Origin of the sequence: Paractinoplanes rishiriensis (assembly GCF_016862375.1) — a bacterium.
Taxonomy (GTDB): Bacteria; Actinomycetota; Actinomycetes; order Mycobacteriales; family Micromonosporaceae; genus Actinoplanes; species Actinoplanes rishiriensis.
In genome coordinates, this window is record NZ_BOMV01000066.1 from 21,651 (window position 1) to 39,599 (window position 17,949).

The 17,949-nt window shown below is 72.9% G+C and carries 14 protein-coding genes; 7 read left to right on the forward strand and 7 right to left on the reverse strand.

Features of this window, described 5'->3' with window-relative positions:
- A complete protein-coding gene (locus tag Ari01nite_RS31645) occupies nucleotides 1-3,945 on the forward strand; it encodes a hypothetical protein (protein ID WP_203785892.1) in 3,945 nt (1,314 codons plus the stop codon).
- On the opposite strand, the gene Ari01nite_RS31650 is transcribed toward Ari01nite_RS31645, so the two are convergent.
- Complete coding sequence (locus Ari01nite_RS31650) at nucleotides 3,935-4,927, reverse strand: DMT family transporter (RefSeq protein WP_203785893.1); 993 nt, start codon at nucleotides 4,925-4,927, stop codon at nucleotides 3,935-3,937. The genes Ari01nite_RS31645 and Ari01nite_RS31650 overlap by 11 nt on opposite strands.
- Here Ari01nite_RS31650 and Ari01nite_RS31655 point away from each other — a divergent pair.
- The 3 genes from Ari01nite_RS31655 to Ari01nite_RS51010 all read left to right on the forward strand — a co-directional run bounded on the left by Ari01nite_RS31655 (nucleotide 4,926) and on the right by Ari01nite_RS51010 (nucleotide 7,403).
- Nucleotides 4,926-6,332, forward strand: a complete 1,407-nt coding sequence (locus Ari01nite_RS31655; protein ID WP_203785894.1) for an aminotransferase-like domain-containing protein — start codon at nucleotides 4,926-4,928, stop codon at nucleotides 6,330-6,332. The genes Ari01nite_RS31650 and Ari01nite_RS31655 overlap by 2 nt on opposite strands.
- Before the next feature lie 281 nt (nucleotides 6,333-6,613).
- Entirely contained in the window at nucleotides 6,614-6,760 is a 147-nt protein-coding gene (locus Ari01nite_RS31660) for a hypothetical protein (RefSeq protein WP_203785895.1), read from the forward strand.
- On the forward strand, nucleotides 6,741-7,403 hold the full coding sequence (locus Ari01nite_RS51010) for a M15 family metallopeptidase (RefSeq protein WP_203785896.1): 663 nt from the start codon (nucleotides 6,741-6,743) through the stop codon (nucleotides 7,401-7,403). Before Ari01nite_RS31660 ends, Ari01nite_RS51010 begins: the two co-directional genes overlap by 20 nt.
- Nucleotides 7,404-7,426: 23 nt before the next feature.
- On the opposite strand, the gene Ari01nite_RS31670 is transcribed toward Ari01nite_RS51010, so the two are convergent.
- Entirely contained in the window at nucleotides 7,427-8,167 is a 741-nt protein-coding gene (locus Ari01nite_RS31670; RefSeq protein ID WP_203785897.1) for an acetoacetate decarboxylase family protein, read from the reverse strand.
- A gap of 161 nt (nucleotides 8,168-8,328) precedes the next feature.
- On the opposite strand from Ari01nite_RS31670, the gene Ari01nite_RS31675 reads away from it, so the two are divergent.
- Nucleotides 8,329-9,534 (forward strand): alpha/beta hydrolase-fold protein, encoded by a 1,206-nt coding sequence (locus Ari01nite_RS31675; protein ID WP_239163204.1) that lies wholly within the window; start codon nucleotides 8,329-8,331, stop codon nucleotides 9,532-9,534.
- 435 nt (nucleotides 9,535-9,969) lie between these two features.
- On the opposite strand, the gene Ari01nite_RS31680 is transcribed toward Ari01nite_RS31675, so the two are convergent.
- Nucleotides 9,970-10,650, reverse strand: a complete 681-nt coding sequence (locus Ari01nite_RS31680) for a DUF5317 family protein (protein ID WP_203785899.1) — start codon at nucleotides 10,648-10,650, stop codon at nucleotides 9,970-9,972.
- A 192-nt stretch (nucleotides 10,651-10,842) separates the two neighbouring features.
- On the reverse strand, nucleotides 10,843-12,267 hold the full coding sequence (locus tag Ari01nite_RS31685) for an AMP-binding protein (RefSeq protein WP_203785901.1): 1,425 nt from the start codon (nucleotides 12,265-12,267) through the stop codon (nucleotides 10,843-10,845).
- Between the two features lie 266 nt (nucleotides 12,268-12,533).
- Between Ari01nite_RS31685 and Ari01nite_RS31690 the strand changes: the two genes are divergently transcribed.
- Both Ari01nite_RS31690 and Ari01nite_RS51015 read left to right on the forward strand, forming a co-directional pair.
- The gene (locus tag Ari01nite_RS31690; RefSeq protein WP_203785902.1) at nucleotides 12,534-12,737 is read left to right on the forward strand and encodes a DUF1918 domain-containing protein; all 204 of its coding nucleotides are present in this window, start codon (nucleotides 12,534-12,536) and stop codon (nucleotides 12,735-12,737) included.
- 129 nt (nucleotides 12,738-12,866) lie between these two features.
- A complete protein-coding gene (locus tag Ari01nite_RS51015) occupies nucleotides 12,867-14,069 on the forward strand; it encodes a methyl-accepting chemotaxis protein (RefSeq protein WP_275410895.1) in 1,203 nt (400 codons plus the stop codon).
- A gap of 63 nt (nucleotides 14,070-14,132) precedes the next feature.
- Here the strand turns inward: Ari01nite_RS51015 and Ari01nite_RS51020 are convergent, their stop codons facing one another.
- From Ari01nite_RS51020 to Ari01nite_RS31710, 3 genes are read right to left on the reverse strand one after another with little or no spacing between them, the layout of a single operon-like run.
- Complete coding sequence (locus Ari01nite_RS51020) at nucleotides 14,133-16,892, reverse strand: CHAT domain-containing protein (RefSeq protein WP_203785903.1); 2,760 nt, start codon at nucleotides 16,890-16,892, stop codon at nucleotides 14,133-14,135.
- Entirely contained in the window at nucleotides 16,889-17,383 is a 495-nt protein-coding gene (locus tag Ari01nite_RS31705) for a hypothetical protein (protein WP_203785904.1), read from the reverse strand. The genes Ari01nite_RS51020 and Ari01nite_RS31705 overlap by 4 nt, the downstream gene beginning before the upstream one ends.
- Nucleotides 17,380-17,949 (reverse strand): RNA polymerase sigma factor, encoded by a 570-nt coding sequence (locus Ari01nite_RS31710; RefSeq protein WP_203785905.1) that lies wholly within the window; start codon nucleotides 17,947-17,949, stop codon nucleotides 17,380-17,382. Before Ari01nite_RS31710 ends, Ari01nite_RS31705 begins: the two co-directional genes overlap by 4 nt.

Consider the following 17,949-nt stretch of genomic DNA (forward strand, 5'->3'; position numbering starts at 1 on the left):
ATGGTCGGGGTGTCCGAAACCGTCTCTCACCCGGCTGCCGAACGCCGCCGGGCGCGCGGCCGCACCGCCGCGAGCCGGCTGTCCGAAGCCGAACTGCGTCGCCTGCTCAAACACGGCACCGCCACCGACGTCGCGGACGCCCTGCTCGTCCGCACCGAGGACGAGCGGCGCGCGCTGGCCGACACGGTTCAGGCCATCGCTGCCCAGACCCCGGCCGCGCCGCCGACCACGGCCGCGAGCAAGAACCGTGCGGAACGGCTGGAAGCCGCCCTGCTCGTCGCCGGCGCCGGCTGCTTCGCGCGTACGGCCGATGTGATCTCTTGGCTCCGCTCCCGCAAGTTTCGGCACCGCCCGTCACCCGACGCCGCCCATGCTCTGGCCCGCGTGCTGGCCGCACCCGGCCGCCCCGACCTCGAGGCGATCGCCGACGGACTGGCCCGCCGTCTCCGCTCGCGCACGAGCCGCCACGCCGACTGGGACATCGCCGCGATCGCGCTGCGCGCAGCCGGACTTCCGCCACCGGCAACCGAGGGCTTCATTCTGGGATGGGTACGCGACCACACCCCAGCCGATCCGGAACGCCTGGCCGGCGACGCGTGGTTGGACCCGCTGCTGCCGCACCTGTTCGAACACGCTGGCGCTCTGGATCGCACCTGGCCGCCAGCGCTCTCCCACCTGGCTGCCGAGGGTCGTGTCTCCCAGGCCGAGATGATAGCCCAGATCCTCCACCGGATGCGCACCGCCGCCCGCCCGGTAGCCGCCGTCACCACCTACCACCTCCTCGAACCCACGCCCGAGGAGCAGGTCAGCCACACTGCGGACTATCTGGCGCTACTGGCCAGCCCGCACCAGACCATCGCCGAGCTGGCCCAGCACGAACTGCGCACCCTGGACGAATCGGGCCGCCTGAACACCGACCTGCTCGCCGCGGCGACGCGCGCGACTCTGGCCCGGACCGAAGGAAAGCTGATCCGCGCCCAGCTGGCCTGGCTCACCGAGGCTCTCGACCGGCACTCGCAGAATGTCGGACCCTTGGTGGACACTGTGGCGGCTGCGCTACCCACCCTCCCGGACACGCTGGCAGACCGAGCGCTGACGCTGCTCGGTGGGCACCCGGGCGGTTTGGTCGCGCTGCGTGCGGTGCTGGGCGAGCTTCGAGGCCACGTACGCCACCGAGCCGCCGAACTGCTGCGCGCGGCCGGCCCGCGAAGCCCGCGCCTGCGCCGGAACCTCCAGCCCCCGTCACAGCCGGTGTTGCCAGATCCGCAGGCGCCGTCGGTGCGACCGCATCGCAGCGCCACGCCGGTGGCCAGGCCGGACGAGATCCTGGTGTCCCGGCCGTCCGCTCCGGTCCCGGGACCGCCCACCGAAAACCAGTTGGCGCCGATCCCTGTTCCGCCGATCCCTGTGCCGCCGATCCCTGTGCCGCCCATCCTTGCCGCGCCCATCCTTGCCCCGCCGATCGAGGACGCGGCGCCCAGCGGAGCGGCACCCACGGCGGTCGAACCCGTGCTCCCGGCGACCGACACCCCCACCACGGTCACCCTGGTGCCGCCACCCATCGAGGCCGAGACCCCCACCTCGCATATCTCAAGTCAGCCCTCAAAGCCGGCGCCCACCCCGACCTCTACCTCCTCGACCCGGCCCCCAGTCGCGAAGCCCCCCGCCGTCTCGACCGGAGCTCCGTCTCCCTCCGCACCGCCCCGCAAGGCCCAGCCTTCGGCCGTCACCGCCGCCAAGACCACGACCTCCACTTCCCCCATGCCCTCGACACCGCCCGTGGGCACGAAGTCATACCGACCGGCAGGCCTCACATCTCCCTCGCAGGCGCCCGCCGCGACCGATCCACCAGCCCCAGCGATCGCGCAGGCACCCCGCAGGCCCCAGCTTCCCGGCACCTCGCAGCTTCCCGGCACCTCGCAGCTTCCCGGCACCTCGCAGCTTCCCGGCACCTCGCAGCCTTCCCACGCACTGCAGCTTTCCGGCACGCCGCAGCCACCCCGCACACTGCAGCCTCCCCCCACGCCGCAGTCTCACCGCAGGCCGCAGTCTCCCCGCACACTGCAGCCTCCCCCCACGCCGCAGCCTCCCGACACACTGCAGCCGCACCCGACGCCGCGGAGCTTCCCGCCCGCACCCGCCGGACACCGGACCGCTCCAATGCCCGCACCCATCGCCTCCGTCGCCGAACTCGCCGCGGAGATGGCGGACCGCCTCCGCGATCCGTTCGACCCGGTCGGCATGGAGCGGTTGCTGGCCGCCGTGGTGGTCTTCGCTTACACCAGCCGGACCGCGATGGCCGACGCGCTGGCCCCGCTGGCCCACGCCGCCACCGCACCTCTGGACCGGGTGGTGCAAGCGATCACCGAGCCGAAAATCAGACCTGAGACAGACGCGCCCACCGCCCCACCCGACTACCGTGGCACGCGGGAGACACCACACCACCAAGGAGGCCCACCACCGCACCGCATGCTCATGGGCCGCATCAGGGAGATAGCCGAGCAACTGGCCGCCGGCTGTCTTCCACCCTCACTACTGGCCACTCCATCGACAGTGGACGGCCACGTCAGCCCGGCGAAGGTGCTCCTGCTGTTGGCTCGGGCCGAACGAGACGGTTGGCAACCCGGCTCGCACGACCTGACCCAGGCGCTGCTGCGCATGCCCCGGCGCGTGGACCGTTCGGTAATGGAGGCCGCCGCTCGGCTGACCTCGCCGGCCGGTCGGCGGTTCGCGGCCTGGCTCCAGGCCGGCGGCCTGCCCGACCCCGCGTTCCGCATAGTGACGTCCACCGAGGACCCGGCCCACCGCAGCGTGGTTCTGGCCCGCCGCCCTTCCCGCGCAGGCCGCCCACCGCGGTCGCTCGACCTGACCGGCCTGGCGCTCCCCGACGGGCTGCTAGAGCCAAAACCCACCAGGAGCGCCCGTACGAGATCGCGAGCCACCATCGCAAATGTGGGCGGCGCCGCAACCGGCGAGCCGGCGATCGCACCGCACGGCGCCCGCGCCACCCAACGGGTGGCTGCCGCAACCGTCGCCGGTTGGTCAGACGCGACGATCGCCATCGGCAAGCCGGCTCGCGGCGGTGCAGCCGCCGCCAGGGCTGGTCTGCCGATTTCCGGCACCACGACCCGGCCGGGAGCCGTCGCGGGCGGCAGCCGGCTGACCGCCCGGATGCCGGAGACCGAGTCAGGCGCCCGGGGAGCGAGCAGCACGCCGGACATGCGCTGCTGGCCGATGGTGTTGCCGGGTCATCGGGAGATCATCGCGGCACACTGCCTGACCGCCTCCCAGGCCGGCGGCGGCGTGGGCCTGGACATTCTGCGTGACCTGGCCCGGTCGGCGGGCCCGTTCGGACCCGCGATGGCACTCGCACTTGCCCACGGCCTGACCGCCGTCCACGAACCGGACCGCCTCGCTGCCGTCGATGCCGTGGTCCACCTGGCCGGAACCGACGGCCTGGACGCAGCCCTGATCGGGCGGGAACTGAAGGCGCTACTCGCCCAACCCACGAAGCACGATGACGCCGCGATGCCACAGGCACACCAACCCCATCAGCACCCGGAAACCGCGCGGCTGGCAACCTCGCTCAGCGCGGTCGGCCCGGCCGCGCGGTTGGCAACGTCGCTCAGCGCGGCCGACCCGGCCGCGCGGCTGGCAACGTCGCTCAGCGCGGTCGGCCCGGCCGCGCGGTTGGCAACGTCGCTCAGCGCGGTCGGCCGGGCCGGCGCCTGGCACGTTGTCTGGACGCTGGCGCGTGCAATCGTGCCGGCCCTGCTCCGCCTGCCGACACAACCGGACGGCCTTCCCGCGCTGCTGGCCACCGCCAGCGCGGCGGCCGCCACCACCGGCGCCCGCGGCGACATTCCCGAGGTGACAGCCGCCGCTCAGGCCACCGGAACCCCGCTGGGCGACGAGGCCGCCCGGCTGGCACGCACTATCGCTTGACCACCCCACGAGAGTCTGAGGACCGGGCGTCCGAGAGCCGGGCGTCTGAGGAGCGGACGTCCGAAAGCCGGGGCGGCGTCCTGGGCATGCGCGTTCGCTGGGTCAGGGCAACGCACGCCAGGACCGCGAGCGCCGCGAGGACAGCGGCCGGCGTCACCCGCTCGCCGAGCAGCAGGGCCGACCACGTCAGGGTCAGAACGGGCTGGGCAAGCTGGATCTGCCCCACTCTGGCGATGCCGCCCCGGGCCAGGCCCGCGTACCAGGCGAAGAAGCCCAGGAACATCGAGACCGCGGCCAGGTAACCGAACGCGGACCAGCCGAGCAGGTCGGCGCGTGGTGGGTCGGCCACAGCGGACAACAGAGTCGCCGGCACGGTGAAAGGCAGGGACAAAAGCAAAGCCCAGGAGATCGTACGGGCACCGCCCAGTTCACGGGCCAGCGCGCCACCCTCCGCGTAGCCCAGTCCGCACAGCGCGACCGCCAGCAGCAGGTACAGGTCGGCGGCCGTGACCATGCCCCGCACCGCGCCGGCCGCCGTCAGGAATGCGAGCACGGCGATCAGACCGCCGGTGCTCGCCAGCCAGAACACCGGCGACGGACGCTCCCCCGCGCGCAGCACCGCGAACACGGCCGTCATCACCGGCAGCACCGTGATCACGACCGCGCCATGCGCCGACGTCTCGCTGGTCAGCGCCAACGACGTGAACAGCGGGAAGCCCACGACGACACCGACGGCGACCACGGCGAGCCGCCGCCACTGTGCTCCCGTCGGCCGCGGTGCCCGGGTGGCGCCGAGGTAGGCCGCCGCCAGCGCGGCCGCGACGACGGCACGTCCGAACGCGACGAACCACGGGTCCAGCTGTTGCACCGCGACCCGGGTGGCGGGCAGCGACATGCTGAATGCCAGGACGCCAACCGCACCCAGCGCGAGGCCGACAGCCGTTACCGCGCTAGCTGCAGTAGCGCTACTCTCCTGTTTCATGGATAAGAGTAGCGCGGCCGGGCGGGTGGTCCAAGAGTTGCGCGGCCTTGCCGTGGCGGCCGAGCCGGGATCACGGCTTCCCTCAGTGCGTGAGCTGACCGCCCGCCACCACGCCTCGCCGGTGACCGTTGCCGAGGCGATTCGCTTACTGGTGGCCGAAGGGGTGGTCGAGACCCGGTCCGGACGAGGTACATTTGTGGCTGCCCGGCCCGCCGCCCGACGAGCCCCCGACCTGTCCTGGCAGACGGTGGCGCTCGGCCCGCGACGGCCGGGCGAAGAGGAGATGCAAGCGTTACTGGCGTTACCGCCGGACGGCGCCATCACGCTGTCCGGCGGCTACCTGGATGCCGACCTGCAGCCGGCCGCGGCGCTCGGGGCCGCCCTTGCGCGCGCCGGACGGCAGCCGGCGAGCTGGCAGCGGGGGCCGGTCGAGGGTCGCGCCGACCTGCGGGCCTGGTTTGCGCGCGAGGCCGGCCTGCGCGGCGACGACCTGGTGATCTGCCCCGGTGGCCAGGCCGCGCTGTCGTCGACGGTGCGTGCGCTGGCCGAGCCGGGCGACACGCTGCTCGTCGAGTCACCCACCTACCTGGGGGCGCTGGCCGCGGCCCGGGCCGCGGGGTTGCGGGTGGTGCCGGTGCCCGCCGACATGGATGGCGTACGCCCCGACCAGCTCGACGCCGCGTTCGCCCGCACCGGTGCCCGGCTCTTCTACTGCCAGCCGCTGCACGCCAACCCGCACGGCGCCACGCTTTCCGGCCCGAGAAGGTCCGAAGTCTCAGATGTCGTACGCGAGGCAGGCGCATTCCTGATCGAGGACGACTACGCCCGCGATCTCACCATCGACGGCGAGGCACCGCCCCCGCTCGCCGCCGACGACCCGGACGGTCACGTCGTCTACCTGCGGTCGCTGACCAAGTCGACGGCACCGGGCCTGCGCGTCGCTGCCGTCGGCGCCCGCGGTCCGGCCGGCGCCCGCCTCCGCGGCGCCCGCGTGCTGGACGACTTCTTCGTGGCCGGGCCACTCCAGCAGGCCACCCTGGAATTCGTCACCAGCCCGGCCTGGACCAGGCACCGCCGCTCGATACGCACCGAGCTGCGCATCCGCCGCGATGCCCTGCTCGCCGCGCTGGCCAGACACCTGCCCGACCTGACCCCGCACGCCATCCCCCGCGGCGGCCTGCACCTCTGGATCCCCTTACCCGAGGGCACCGACGATGTAGCGGCAACCGCCGCCGCGGCCGCCGAGGGCGTCATCGTCTTCCCCGGCCGCCCCTGGTTCGCCGCCGAGCCGCCAGCCCCTCACCTGCGCCTCACCTTCGCCGCCGCCCCCGCCGCTTTGATGGACGAGGCCATACGAAGACTCGCCAGCGCCCTCGCCCCGCCCCGCGAGCAGCCAGTCTCCTAGCACTCAGCCGCCTGACCATCCGGCGCCGGCGGGGGTGATCCGGGCCCGCCTCGGGTGCCCGAGCCGGCAACGTCGGCCGATCAACCGCGGCCACCGCGCCACCGCCAACCCGCGGCCCGTTACCGGCCGATGAGGTCGGCTGCCGCCGCCCCACGCCCGCTGCGATGCGCCCCTCCGGGGCAGCCGGAGCCGGCCAGATACGTTGCGTCCCGCATTTGACGTACGCGTTGACCTGGGGTTGTTCGCTTTTCATTCTGGGCTGCACAGAAAGGAGAGCGGAAATGAGCAACGAGATTCTGGTCGGCGATGAGCGCCGGTTCGCGGTGATGGACAGTTCTCTGCCTGAGCCGCCCGATCATGACGCCGATGTGCACGAATCCGATCAGCCCGAGCCCGAGGAGGTGTCCGATGCGATTCTCGATCAGTGATTACTCGATCACCCCGCGGAAGAAGGGCTGGGCCGGCGGCTGGCCGAACGCCCGGCCGCAGGACATGGTCCGGGTGCGGGCCGACCGGTCCGGCACGTCGATCAACGTGCACCGGCGGATCGCGGCGCTGGTGGACATCCTGCTGGACGAGACCGAGCGGCGCGGATACCGGCTCAACCCGAAGAAGTGCGGCGGGTTCGTCAATCGGCCGATCAAGGGCACGCAAAAGCCGAGCAACCATTCCTTCGGGTTGGGGCTCGACTTCAACTGGGACAAGAATCCGGAACGCTTCGACGGCGTACTCCGGACGAATTTCCCGTCCTGGCTGGTGCCCCTCTGGAACCGGTACGGGTTCGCCTGGGGCGGCAATTACCGGGGCAAGCACAAGGATCCCATGCACCTCGAATTCATGGGCTCGCCGGACGACGCCGACGACATGCTGTCGAAGGCCCGTCGCGACCTCAAGCACCGGCCCGTGGCGGTGGTCGAGAAGTACACCGTCAAGTCCGGCGACACGCTGTCGACGATCGCGAAGCGGCTGCACGTGCCGGGCGGGTGGCGCGCGCTGTACAACCTCAACCGCGGGGTCATCGGCGACGACCCGGACCTCATCGTGGTCGGCACCGTGCTGCGGCTGCCCTGACCTCGGCGAACGTCACGACCCGATCATGGCCGTCGTTGCTTCGGCACGGCGGCCACCGGCTCGAACTCGCCGAGCGGCCCACTGAGCCGGTCGGCGGTGACGGTCAGCCACGGGGTGCCGAGCATGCCGAGTGACCGCATCCTCTGCGCCATCGAGTGCTCGCCCAGGCGTACCGCAAAACCACCGCGACCCACCCGCACGCCGGACAGACGCATCGGCACCCGGCCGCGCAGCAGGCGTCCCGCCTGCGCGCCGTGATCAAGGTAGGACCAGGAGGGCAGCGACAGGCGCGTGCCGAACGGCAGGCGCACCCGGCCGTGCCGGACCGTCGCCCGCATCACCTCGGCGCCGTCCTGACGCACCTCGGCCTCGGTCGCGTCGGGCCCGAAGGTCAGCACCGCCTCCATCAGCCATTTGGGCAGTGCCCAGAAGTCCTGGCCGGCCTCCCGGGTGAACGCGCCGGTGACCGGCAGGTCGACGATGTACAGGCCGGGACGGCCACCGGGACCGCGGGCCAGCAGGCCGACCCCGACCTCGTCGTAGCTTTTCAGCGCCCATTCGTCGTAGTGAATGATCAGCAGAACGCTGAACGCCCGGCCGAAGACGACCAGCGGTTCGAGCGGGACACCGGCGAGCAGCTGACGCGCCGCGGCCGGCTCGGCGGCGAAGACCGCGGAGGTGAGCCGGGCATTCGTGACCGTCACCGGCAGGGTGACCGTCTCGCCCTGAATGGACCAGGTTCCGGGACCTACGCGCTCCGCCACGGGCCGACCTTACCGCTCGGTAAGGCCGGTGCACATCTCTCCTCAGTGGACCGGCGTGAATGCGCCCCATTCATCGATTTCAGTCACTTGACAGCCCGTGACCGAGTTGGAACGCTCGGTGCGAGAATTTCACGTGGCAACGGAGTGGGAGACTCGCCGCCTTGCAGAGTCCACGCATCAGCCGCCTGCAGTCCGCCTTGTCCGACTCCTCCGAGCCACCGTCCGTACTGGTCGACCGGTTCTGGGCCGACGCCACCGCCACCGGCACACCGCTGGTCGAGCCGCACGACGACGACACGGTTCTGGTGACCTTTCTCTGGCGCGGCGACGCCCGACGCAGCCGGGCCTGGTGGGGCGTGGACGTCCCGCTCACCCGCATCGACGGGACCGATCTCTGGTACGGCAGCACGCTGCTCTCCCCCGCGATCCGCACGATCTACTGCATCACCCACGACGGCCAGGAGTCGCCGCCGCCGGACACCACCGGAACCGGGCTCAGCCACATCGACACCGCCAACCCGCGACGGCTCCGCTTTCCGGCCGACCCCGCCGACCCGGCGGATCACGAGCACTGGTTCTCGGTACTGGAACTGCCGGCAGCACCGGCCGAGCCGTGGACCGAGCCGCGGCCCGGCGTGACGCCCGGCCGGCTGACCGAGGTCGAGTTGCCCAGCGCGGCGCTCGGCGGCCTGCGCCCGGTCGTCGTCTACCGCCCGGCCGGCATGCCGGTGGCCGGTCTGCCGGTGCTGGTCGTGTTCGACGGCTTCGTGGCCCGGCACGTGCTGCACATCCCGACGGTGCTGGACAACCTGATCGCCGCCGGACGGATCCCGCCGATCGCCGCGGTCTTCGTCTCCAGCTTCGGCGACAGCCGCGACGACGAACTGAGCCCCACCGGCCCGATCCACGACTTCGTCGCCGACGAGCTGATGCCGTGGGCGCAGTCCCAACTCGGTGCCGGCCTGGACCCGCGGGCCAACGTGATCGCCGGCGCCTCCCGCGGCGGGCTGGTGTCGGCCTACCTGGGCCTGTGCCGTCCCGATCTGTTCGGCGCGGTGATCAGTCAGTCGGGCAGCTTCTGGTGGCCGTCCCCGGACCAGGGCGAACCGGGGTGGCTGATCCGCGAGGTGGGCCGGTTCCCCCGGTCGGACGTCCGGTTCTATCTGGACGTCGGCATCCTGGAGACGCTGGACAGCCCCGGCGGCGGCCCGAACCAGCTGACGGTCGTGCGGGGCATGCGCGACGCGCTGGTCGAACACGGCTACCGAGTGGCCTACACCGAGTACGCCGGTTCGCACGACTACCTCAACTGGCGGCGGACCTTCGCGGACGGGCTGCTCAACCTGGCGAGCGTGCTGGCACGCTGAATGGCCCCGGTGGCCCACGGTCAGAGCGGGCCACCGGGCGGGACACGGTCAGTGCGGTGAGTTGTAGGGGGCAACCGCCACGAACACGGCGGCGGCTGCGGTGGCGGCCGACATGGCGGCGGCCCAGAGGGTGCGTAGTCGGTTCACGGTGCACCTGCTTTCTCAGGTCTGACGGTGCGGTTGTCTGGTTGAAAGGATGAGTGGTACGGAGCCAGCACCCAGAATGCGCGAATTCAAGAACTGATGAGACCTCCTTCCAGGCGGAAATGCTGCTCGCCCAATGCACGACGCATCGGCAGCGGAATAGGCGAATGTCTGGCGTGCCCGACCAGGCACGCGACGAGATCAGCACGAATGGCGACTGAGCTCATTGCCAGCGGCTCAGTATTGGCTATGTGGTTTATCGGCGGCCCGGTGCGAAATCGGCTGCGGGCCTCACGTCCCGCGTCCCGACCGGCGAGCGACGGCCGTGGCGGTTGGCCGCGGCGCGACGGCCCGTTGGTCTTCTGGCCGCTGCTGCGGCTCGCGGCCGAATTGCGTCAGGCTCGCGCCGGCGGAGCATGAGGACAACAGCAGCCAGACGAGCCCGGCGAAGATCAGCACGTCGCCGGCGCTCGCCACGATGTGCAGGCCGGGCAGCGGTATCACGTCCGCCAGCGGCGTGAGACGGCTGCCCGGTGTGAGGGGTGGATGGCCCAGGACGTCGGTGCCGATCTCAGCCTCGGTGAACCCGGCCCGGCGCGCGGCCGGCACCGAGAACGGCATGCCACCGTTGGCGACGATGGCGGCGAAGTTCATCGACATGCCGGTCACGAACAGGGCCATCGCGGCCCTGGCCCGGCCGTGCAGCGTGGACACGTTGGCGATCGCGAACGCGACGACCAGCACCCAGATCGCGATCACCGGCAACGCGCCTCGCCACGGCCGGAGCACGGCGGCGGCCCATGCCGGGTCGGTGAGCCGGACGAGCTGCACCGCCGCCGCCGCGCCGACGAGCCAGCGGTGCCGCAACCGCAACCGCAGCAGGGCGCGCAACCCTCCCGTGCGCAACCCTCCCGTGCGCAACCCCGTCACGACAATCGCCACGGCAATCGCCACGGCAAGCGGCAAGGACATCAAGAGAAGCATCAGTGGACTGGGCATCCGAACCCCCGTTCGATGCGAATGCGGAACGCTAGCACGGGCCGCCGACATTCCGCGGGCCGGCCGCAGCCGTTTGTCCTTTGTGGCCGAAAAAATCCGTGGGGCACCTCTCGGTTGCGCAGATGGCCGGGTCGCAATTTCCGCGATCTGCGAATGCGCGCGGAATTAGTGGACGTCGCGCAAGCGGTTCTTCTGGACCTTCCCCATGCTGTTGCGCGGAAGCTCCTGGAGGTGGTGGACGGCGCGCGGCCGTTTGTGTGCGGCCAGCCGTTCCGCCACGAACGCGATCAAGTCGTCCGGCGGCACCGGGTCGCCCACCACGAAGGCGGTGATCCGTTCCCCCAGGTCGTCGTCGGGCAGGCCGATGACGGCCGCCTCGCGTACGGCTGGATGGGAAAGCAACACGTCCTCCACCTCACCGGCGCCGACCCGGTAACCGCCGGTCTTGATCAGGTCGGTGGAGGCGCGGCCGACGAGGCGGTGCCAGCCGTCCGGGCCGATCGTGGCCACGTCGCCGGTCGGATACCAGCCGTCGACCAGCGGCGGCGGCTGCACCGCCTCGGTGACCGGGCGCCCGGCCACGCCGCCGCGCAGGTAGCCGTCGAACAGCGTCGGCCCCTTGAGCTGGAGGTGGCCGATCGTGGTGCCGTCTGCGGGAAGCAGGCTACCGGACTCGTCCACGATCCGGGTGCTGATGCCGTCCAGCGGCAGTCCGACCTGGCCCGGCCTTCGCTCGCCGTCGGCCCGCGCGCTGATCGTGATCAGCGTTTCGGTCATCCCGTAGCGCTCCACGGGCGCTTGGCCGGTCAGTTCCCGCAGATCGTGGAAAACGGGAGCGGGCAAGGGTGCGCTGCCGGAGACGAGCAGCCGCGCCGCCGCCAGACGTCGGGCTTCGGCCGGCCGGGCCGCGATCCGCGACCATACCGTGGGCACGCCGAAATACATGGTTCCGGCCTGTTGGGCGTACGCCTGCGGGGTTGGTCTGCCGGTGTGCGCGAGGCGCGCGCCCAGCCGTAACGGACCAAGAACACCAAGGACCAGGCCATGTACGTGGTAGAGCGGTAGCCCGTGCACCAGGGTGTCGTCCGGCGTCCACAGCCAGGCGGTGGCGAGCGCGTCGATGTCGGCTACGATGGCCGCCCGGGAGACGACAACACCCTTCGGCGCACCGGTGGTGCCGCTGGTGTAGAGGACGAGTGCGGGCTGCGTGCCGGCCGGCTCGGCGGGAATCGTGCCCGACCGCTGAACGCGGGTGATGGGCACGATGGGGAGACCGCTGTCCGCGGCGGCCGACGGGTCGTCGGAAAGCATCAGCACGGCGCCGGAGTCGCGCAGAACGTGCGCGCGCTCGAGCTGGCCGGCGTCGGGCGGCACCGGCACGATCGGCACGCCCGCCAGGAGAGCCGCGGTGACCGCCGCGATGGTGGGCGCCCCGGGCACGGCGTGCACCGCGACGATCGGCGCGCCTTCGAGATCGGCGGCGATGGCGGCTGCCCAGCCGAGCAGTTCGTGCCGCGACCAGGTCCCTTCGGGCGTGGTCAGGAAGGCGGCACGATCGGCGGGGTCGAGCAGGGCGGCGAGCAGCGGCATGCCCGCATGATGGCAGCCGCGCCTGAGGCACGCACGGTGTGGCGGGCGCGCGGCAGGTGGTGAGGGCGCGCGGCAGGTGGCGAGGGCGCGCGGCAGGTCGTGCGGGCACGCGGCAGGTCGTGCGGGCCCGCGGCAGGTCGTGCGGGCGGGTTGACGCGCCGGGTCGGCGGTCGTCATCTCGGCGGAGGTGTGGGCGGATGTGCCGATCTGCTGGACCCGCGCTCGCCGCGGGTTCATGCTGCGGTGAGGCGCTTGCGGAGGTGGAGATGAACGCGCAGGTTGGTGATCGGATTGTGGTGAAGGGTGTGCGTGTGGGTGACGCGACGCGGATCGGCGTGGTCACCGCGCTGCGGCACGCGGACGGGACGCCGCCTTATGAGGTCCGGTGGCTTGACGACGGCCACTCGGGGTTGATCTTCCCGGGGCCGGAGGCGCACGTCGAGCGTGGGCCACACCACGAGGACCGGTGAGCGGGGTCCCGCGGGATGGGCCTAAAGGCAGGCCCCGCGTCGCCGATCAGTACCCCGTAGGCATCGTCAGACATTCGGGCGGAACGGGGATACTGTGGTGCACGTCGTTCGCGTTCCCGGGACCTCGGCGTGACGCTACTCTGGATCAGTCTGACGCTGGTGCTGGCCGGAGCCGGATACTTCGCCGGTACCCGCCGCCAGGCCGGGCGCGACCTGCGGGCCATCGCCGCCGAGGTCGCCGCGCTGCGGCCCGGTGAGCCGGCGCCTACCAGCTACGCCGAGCTGCACCAGCGGCTCGCCAGCCTGGGTGCGTCGCAGGCCGAGTGCCAGGCCGAGCTCGATCAGATGCGGGTCGACCGGGAGGACCGGATCCGCACCTCCGAGCAGGAGCAGCGACAGGTCAACGGGCGGCTGCGCCGGCGCGCCAAGGAGGCCATCGACGACACCGGAGCGGTGATCGGCGAGCGTCTCCGGGACGTGGTCGAGCAGGTCGGCGCAGCCCGCGACGCGGCCAACGCCACCCACCAGCGGGTCTCGCAGACCAGCGCGGCCGCCACCACCATGGTGCGTCGGGCCCGCAGCGCCGACCAGGCCGCGACCGCGCTCAACGACAGCCTGCACCAGGTTGCCGGCATCGCCAGCGTGATCTCGGAGATCGCCTCGCAGACCCGGATGCTGGCCCTGAACGCCACCATCGAGGCGGCGCGGGCCGGCGACGCGGGCAAGGGCTTCGCCGTGGTGGCCGACGAGGTGAAGAGCCTCGCGGACACGACCGCCTCGTCCACCGAGCAGATCGCCGCGACCATCGCCGCCCTCGAGGCCGACGTGGTGCAGATGAGCGAGACGCTCTCCGCCATCGTCCAGGACGTCGGCGAGATCGAGACCGCGATGGGCACGCTGGACGGCATCGCCGACGACCAGCAGCAGATCGTGGAACGCCTCAACGGCACCGTGGACGCGACGATGCACCAGATCGCGGACCTGTCCGAGGTCGCGGAACGCCTGGAGCGCCGCCGCGGGGACCGCCTCGCGACCGACGGGAGGGTGACGCTGCGGCTGGGTTCGCGCAACACCGCGCTCGCCGGCCGGCTGGTCGACCTCAGCACGGGCGGCCTCGGTTGCGCGGTGCCGTCCGGAACGCCGGTCAAGGTGGGCGACTCGGTTCAGGCCGCGCTGGAGCTGAACGGCACGCCACTCGCGGTCGGGGCGAAGGTCGTCCGCCGGCGCGAGCTCGGCCCGGAGATCGAGCTCGGCCTCGAGCTCACCGAGGTCGGGGCGGAGGCGCGGCGCCTGCTCGACGCCCACATCAGCCAGATCTTCGAAGCGTCCTGATACCCCCGGTCCGGCCCGACTCGCTTTCCGGCCGGGCCGCTTCAGGCGCCTGGCCGATGATGGTCAGGCGCCCAGGCAGACGAAGCCTGTGCCTGCGGCGGCGCCGGCCAGGGCCGCCGCCGGGCTGCGGCCCGCTGCCAGGGCGTGGTGGAACCGCACCATGACGTCGGCGGCGGTGTCGTCGGCCACCCGTGCCACGCTGGCGACCACTGTGGTGGTGCCGGCGGCGAGCAGCGCCGACGCCAGACCGAACGACTCGTCTCCCGGGCGCACCTCGTTCAGGCCCAGCTCGCAGCTGGCCAGCACCACCGTTTCGGGTGGGGTGGTCAGGCGCTGCAGGTCGTAACCGAGCAGCGGCCCGCCGGCCAGGTCGAGCGCCGAGAACAGCGCGTTCTCCGCTTCGTGTCTCCCGTGCGCTGCCAGGTGCGCCAGCGTCGCACCGTCGAGCGCCGCAAGGGTAGCTCCGGGGGTGGCCGCGTCGCCACTGAGCGTCGTGGCATTCGTACGGCATGCCTTGATGCTTTTGATTTCCACCGGGCCCCGGGCGATTCCTGGCCCGGCCACCAGCACCACGCGACCGGGGGCGCCCGCCTGCCGCTGCCGGGCCGCCAGCCACGCGGTCGCCGACGGCGCCACCGTGACCGGCCGTCCCGCGCATGCCGCCAGCACACCCCACGGCGCGGTCATCAGCAGACCGGTGGGCACCACGACCAGCGCCCGGTCGCCGATCGCCGCCAACAGCGGGTCGAGGACGGCAGCCTGCAGCGCGGCGGCATCTCGCCGGGTCGCCCCGGCCACCGCCGTGGCCAGCCGCGCCGGCATCGCACGCCCGGCCGCGGTGTCCAGGTCAGCGCGTAGCCGCGACACGGCTTCCTCGGCTGCCGCCATCGAGCCGAGCGGCAGCAAAGCTGCCTGTCGCCGGGTCACAACCAGCGCGTGCAGGGTATCTCCACTGCGGACGTACGCTGCCAGCGCTGTGCCGAGGAGCTTATCCCGTACGGTTCCCATCGTCGCGACCCGGGCCGGAAGCGGCGCGGCCCCCCGCGTCGACCAGGCACGCTCGCGAATGGAGCGCTGCAGCGCCTCGGCACGGGCGCGAAGGTTGGTCACCGGCTCCCCGGCAAGTTCGGCGGCACGCAGCGCCTGCCTGGTCTGGCGCAGATCCTCGAGGGCCGAGGCGGCGGCGGGGTCGTCGGGCGGCCGCACCGGCGGCAGCAGCGTGGCCTGCGCGCGGACCCGCTCGGACCAGCGGAGGACGGCACCGGGCGAACCCTCCGTGAGCGCCTGGGCCAGGCCCGCGGTCGCCAGGTCCCGGCCGTGTGCCGAAGCGCCGGTCTGCAGGTCCAGGCAGCCGAACTGGGCGCGGTAGCGGTGCAGGGCCGCCATCCCGGCGGTGAGGTGCCGTTCCGCGGATGCCGGGCGGCCGGCGGCCCGTTCGATCTCGGCGCGGGCGAGCCGCCACAGCAGGCGGGTGTCGAGGCGGTCGAGGCGGCCCGGGATGCCGTGCCGCTCGACCAGCCGGGCGGCGGCCCGCGGCGCGGACGGGGCCAGCAGGCGGGCGGTGACGAGGGCCGCCACCCGCGCGTCCTCGGCCATCCCCAGCTGCCGGAGTTCCCGGGCCAGGCGCCGGCCCCGGCCGACGAGTGCCGAAATGCGGTCCTGAGCTGCGGCGCCGGCATTTTTGTCGTACCCCCGTGGCAGAGTGACACCCGCATCGAGGACGAGCGGTTCCGTTCGGGAGACGACCAGATCGGTCTCGGTGCCGCCCACGGCGGTCGCACCGGCACGGGAGACGAGCCACTCGGTGCCGGCCGCTCGGAGGGTGAGCAGTTGCGCCAGGGCGGTCCGGCGGCGGTTTCCGCGGCGACGGAAACCGGCACGGGCGGCCGACGCCCACTCCGCGGCGGCTCGCGGGTGGCCCGCCAGCAGGGCGGCTTCCGCGCGGGCCTGGAGGGCTGCGGCGCGGGTGTGGTCCTGGCCCTGTTCGCGGGCCTGGGCCAGGGCGGCGGACAGTTCGCGGTCGGCCTCGCGGAAGAGGCCGGCGGCGACCAGGGCGCGGGCTCGCTCGACGGCGAGGGCGGCGAGCCGGCCCGGGGCGACACGCTCGTAGGCGGGCCGCGCCTCGGCGAACGCGCCGAGGGCGGCCGGGAGATCGCCGGCGAGCACGTCGAGGCTGCCGAGGTTGACCCGGATGAGGGCGGTCACCAGTTCGAGGTCGTGGCGTTCGGCGATGCGCAGGCCGCGGCGCAGGTCGTCGCGGGCGGCGCCGACGCGGCCGGCGTCCTGGTGGAGGATGCTGCGGTTGTTCAGCGCCTTCACCAGGTCGAGCGGGTGGTCGCGCTCGGTCAGGGCGGTGATTGCCCGGTCGTACTCGGGCAGGGCGAGGTCGCTGCGACCGTTGCGGCGCAGCAGCACCGCCCGCTGGGCGTGCAGGACGGCGCGCCCGGCGGCGGGCAGGAGAGGCTCGGCCTCGTCGAGCAGGCGGAAGCCGAGGTCGACCCGGCCGCGCTCGGCTTCGGCCCAGGCGAGGCTGACCAGCAGGCGCCCGCGCGCCGGCGGGTCGGCGTCCGCGGCGAGCCGCAGCGCCGCGCGCATCCGGCGCGCGGCGAGCGCGGGCCTGCCGTCCTCGCTGGCCTCGAGCCCGGCGGCGTAGAGCCGCCCGGCCCGCGGGGCCAGCCCGGTCCCTCCCGGACGGCCCGCCCCGGCCGGCGCCCCGGCCAGCGGCTCGGCCGGCGCCCCGGCCAGCGGCTCGGCCAGCGGCTCGGCCAGCGGCTCGGCCGGCGGCTCGGTCGGCGGGCCGATATCCCCGCTCGGTGGGGTCACAGGTGGAGCGATGGCGTCACCACCCGGGGGACGTCCGGGGACGGTGGGTGGATCACCAGCTGGGCCAGGCCGCGCGGCACCTCGTCGAAGACGAAGCGGCCTGCTTCGTCGGCGATGACCGTGCGGGGTTCGGTGGGTTCGGGAAAGCGAAGCTCGACGCGGGCTGCGGTGGCGGGGGCCAGCCAGCCGTCTATCCGGATCAGGTGGTCGGGGCGGTCGACCACGGTGATCATCACCGTGCGGGTCGGGGATTCGAAGGTGGTGGTTCGGGTTCGTTCGGTGGCTCGGGCGCCTACCGGGTCGGCCGGGGCCAGGCGGGCCACCTCGGCGTCCAGGGTGGACAGGGGGTTGGACAGGGGGTTGGACAGGGGGGTGGTGGACAGGGTGGACAGGGCCAGGACGAACAGGACGCGCTCGTCCAGGTCGGGTGGGGGCGGGTCGTGGTGGGCCAGCCTTGCCAGGATCTCGCGGTCCAGGTCGTCGTCGGTCATGGGGTGCTCCACGCCGGGTCGGACTGGAGCAGGGTGCGCAGCTTGGTCAGGCAGCGGGACCTCGTCGGGCCGATGCTGCCGTGGGGCATGCCGAACGCCTCGGCTATCACCGCGTAGTCCGGGCGGTCCACCTGGGCGACTATGCGCAGCAGGTCGCGGCAGCGCTGGGGCAGGCGGGCGAAGTTGCGCCACAGCACGCGGTCGCGCTCGTCGGCCAGCAGGTGTTCGTCGGGGGTGGGTGCGGTGTCCGGTTCGGTGAGCAGTGCGTCGGGTGGGAGGGTCTGCCTGGTCCTTGTCCGGCGGTGCCAGGCCTCCCGCCTCGTGGCCGTCACCAGCCACGCGGTCACCGCACTCGGGGTTCTGATCTGGTCCAGCCGGCGGAGCAGTTCCAGCCACGTGGTCTGCACCACGTCGGCGGCGTCCTCGGCGGTCAGGCCCTGGCCCCGGGCCACCCGCCAGAGCACCGGGTTGAGCGTGCGGACCAACTCGCGCAGCGACGACGGGTCGCCGGCGCGGGCCTGTTCCAGCAGCGCGCCCAGGTGCTCCGGCGAGTGGGGGCCGGACAT

Excerpts from the sequence above, each read along its gene's own strand:
- Ari01nite_RS31685 (WP_203785901.1), bottom strand. The coding sequence starts at position 12,267 with ATGCCGCTGCTCGCCGCCCTGCTCGACCCCGCCGATCGTGCCGCCTTC.
- Ari01nite_RS31660 (WP_203785895.1), top strand. The coding sequence starts at position 6,614 with ATGAGCAACGAGATTCTGGTCGGCGATGAGCGCCGGTTCGCGGTGATG.
- Ari01nite_RS31645 (WP_203785892.1), top strand. The coding sequence starts at position 1 with ATGGTCGGGGTGTCCGAAACCGTCTCTCACCCGGCTGCCGAACGCCGC.
- Ari01nite_RS31690 (WP_203785902.1), top strand. The coding sequence starts at position 12,534 with ATGAACGCGCAGGTTGGTGATCGGATTGTGGTGAAGGGTGTGCGTGTG.
- Ari01nite_RS51010 (WP_203785896.1), top strand. The coding sequence starts at position 6,741 with ATGCGATTCTCGATCAGTGATTACTCGATCACCCCGCGGAAGAAGGGC.
- Ari01nite_RS31705 (WP_203785904.1), bottom strand. The coding sequence starts at position 17,383 with ATGACCGACGACGACCTGGACCGCGAGATCCTGGCAAGGCTGGCCCAC.
- Ari01nite_RS31655 (WP_203785894.1), top strand. The coding sequence starts at position 4,926 with ATGGATAAGAGTAGCGCGGCCGGGCGGGTGGTCCAAGAGTTGCGCGGC.
- Ari01nite_RS31650 (WP_203785893.1), bottom strand. The coding sequence starts at position 4,927 with ATGAAACAGGAGAGTAGCGCTACTGCAGCTAGCGCGGTAACGGCTGTC.
- Ari01nite_RS31680 (WP_203785899.1), bottom strand. The coding sequence starts at position 10,650 with ATGTCCTTGCCGCTTGCCGTGGCGATTGCCGTGGCGATTGTCGTGACG.
- Ari01nite_RS31710 (WP_203785905.1), bottom strand. The coding sequence starts at position 17,949 with ATGTCCGGCCCCCACTCGCCGGAGCACCTGGGCGCGCTGCTGGAACAG.